The following is a 2,488-nucleotide window of genomic DNA, read 5'->3' as shown; positions in this document are numbered from 1 at the left end:
ATGCCAGATATGGCGAAGGTAAAGGGGAGCAGGTGCTAGAAATGTTACAAGGGATTACTCCCAAATTGCGATCGCCTATTGTCCTGTTGATCTATTACAACTCAATTTTGCACCGGGGAATTGACAAATTTCTCTCTTCAATTGCTGCGGCTGGGGTTGCGGGATTGGTAGTACCAGATTTACCCTTAGAGGAAGCAGCAAGCTTGCTCCAACCAGCTAGTGAGATGGGAATTGACGTAATCTTGTTGGTAGCTCCCACCAGTTCTGCCCAACGCATAGAAGCGATCGCTCGTTCATCCCTTGGATTTATTTATTTAGTCAGCGTCACAGGGGTAACAGGGGTGCGATCGCAATTGGAAAACCGCGTGTCTGATTTACTCAAACAAATTCGTAGTGTTACTGATAAACCCATAGCTGTAGGCTTTGGTATTTCCGAAGCTGCACAAGCCCGTCAGGTCAAGGAATGGGGCGCGGATGCTGCGATCGTAGGTAGCGCTTTTGTGAAACGGTTAGCAGAAGGTACACCAGAGGAGGGACTAAATGCGATCGCCCAATTTTGCCAAAGTCTCAAGGCTGCCATCAATACCACCAGCACCAGCACAAATACTCCTCTTGATTAGACGGGGAAACTAGATTAAAAAAAGTATAACAGTGCAGTTTTTCTATGCTTGTTTGGTAGACAATTTGACCGTTATGGTTTTGAATATTAACATCAGATATCATCATGTAAAAAAACTAGCTGATCCGTTCGCTTATAGTTTGAGTATTATGTGAAGTCAAGTAGGCATAATTTATGAGTGTGAGAGTGAGTCAGTCACAAATTGTTATAATTAGGTCGCAATTGAGGAGCAAAGGCAATGAGTGAGAGTATGGCGTTTATCGGCGGGGTTGCCGTAGCTGGGCTGGCGGCTCTCGTATTGCTCAAAGGAACAAATACCCCCCTACAGCCTAACTTTGCTGTTGCTCCGCAAATGCCAGGGACTGTAGTAGCGCCGGGAATGCAGCCGCAAATGTATCCTTATGGGCCTTATGGGCAACCAATGTATCCCGGTCAGGTTCAGCCACCGACTGCTCCCAATACTGATCAGCGTCTGGAGATGGAGAAACTGAACACGCAGATGCAATTGGAGCGTTTAAAAAACGACAATGAACAGCTGAAGTTGCAGAATCAACAACTCCAAGGTCAAGTTCAAAATTTCAATACTCAGCAGCAGTGGCAATTAGCCCAGCAGAATAACCAACAAAAAACAGCAGCAACATTCCAACCGCAAAATACTTGGTGGTCTTCACCCGTGCTTTGGGCTGTAGGAGGCGCAACTCTCACTATTGGTGGTGGTGTTGTCGTCGCTGGGGTATTGGCTTTATTCTCACCACGGCAGCGTCCAGCCCGTACTGTACAAGTGATTCACCCTTACCAAGGAAATACACCGCCCTTGGTTCCAGTCCGTCGCGCTGAGTTTTTGCCTGCTTCGCGCATGGAAGCAAGACGAGTTGAAGCCCCAGAATACGACGAAATGCAATAACATTGTTTGACTATTACCGAAGCATAACCTGAGGGAGTGACAAAAGACTTTTGAAAACTTGTATGAATTGATCTCATTAGTAAATCTTAAGTAGGGTGCGTTACGGTTTTAGCCTAACGCGCCGTATTATATAGCGGTGCATTAATCGCTCATGTCATGTTTTTCGGGTTCACCAGTCGCCTACAAAAGGAAACCAACTTGGGCAAGGCTTCGTTTATCGATGGTGATTTCTATTTATGTACAGAAAAATCTTAAAGTCTGGATTTAAAAGACTTTTATTTATTGTTGAGCAAATAATATTAATTTCTGATTTTCAATACCAAATTCTGATGTGAAGATGCTTTAAAAAATTGGGTTAATTTTTATCTGTCCAGAGTTATATAATCGGTTTAGACGGTCAAGCTCGTAATGCTTTGATTAACTACCATCCCAGCCTTTGTACCAGAAAGTCAGTAAACTTATCAAGCGATCGCACTCACAATTCAATATAATTTAAGATTTGGTAATGAGACAATATTAAGCTGAGATCAACAAGGCGAATCCATAAAAATTTATTATAAAATATTAAACTTTACTGAGCAATAATTAAGTTTTTTTAACTAATACGACACAACGTCCTACTATGATTTAATTAAGATTATGGCATAAAAAGTAGCCATATATTCCACAATTTTAGGGCTGAGATAGGAAAAAAGAATCAGGGATTGTTCCTGAGAAATGTTAGTTTCTGATACATCACTCCACATCCTTGAATCTATCCCCAAAAAGTTAATGCAGATTCTCATCTAGGAGACTGTATTTATACTTCCGTACTACGATGCTCTAACTTTTCAGTCAAACAAAAAAGGCTTTAAATAGGTCTGTCTTTAGCTCGACTTTATCCAAAATTAAGAACTCGGTTTTCTTTATCCGGCAAAAACCCTGGCTTTTTGGCAAATACTTTTTCCATGTAACTTATTCTCGGT

General features: G+C 41.8%; 2 protein-coding genes. Both read left to right on the top strand.

Translation table 11 applies throughout. The annotated features are described in order from the left end of the window. A partial coding sequence (gene trpA / locus LC574_RS35510; protein ID WP_229458313.1) for a tryptophan synthase subunit alpha occupies positions 1 to 620 on the top strand: 620 nt, incomplete at its 5' end. A 237-nt stretch (positions 621 to 857) separates the two neighbouring features. Then, entirely contained in the window at positions 858 to 1,523 is a 666-nt protein-coding gene (locus tag LC574_RS35505) for a heterocyst differentiation related protein (protein ID WP_229458312.1), read from the top strand. The last annotated feature ends 965 nt before the right edge of the window (positions 1,524 to 2,488 follow it).

The sequence above is a fragment of the Nostoc sp. CHAB 5715 genome, from assembly GCF_020829685.1.
Taxonomy (GTDB): domain Bacteria; phylum Cyanobacteriota; class Cyanobacteriia; order Cyanobacteriales; family Nostocaceae; genus Nostoc.
The sequence above is the reverse complement of the archived record's forward strand: the minus strand, read 5'-3'. Positions and strand labels throughout refer to the sequence as shown.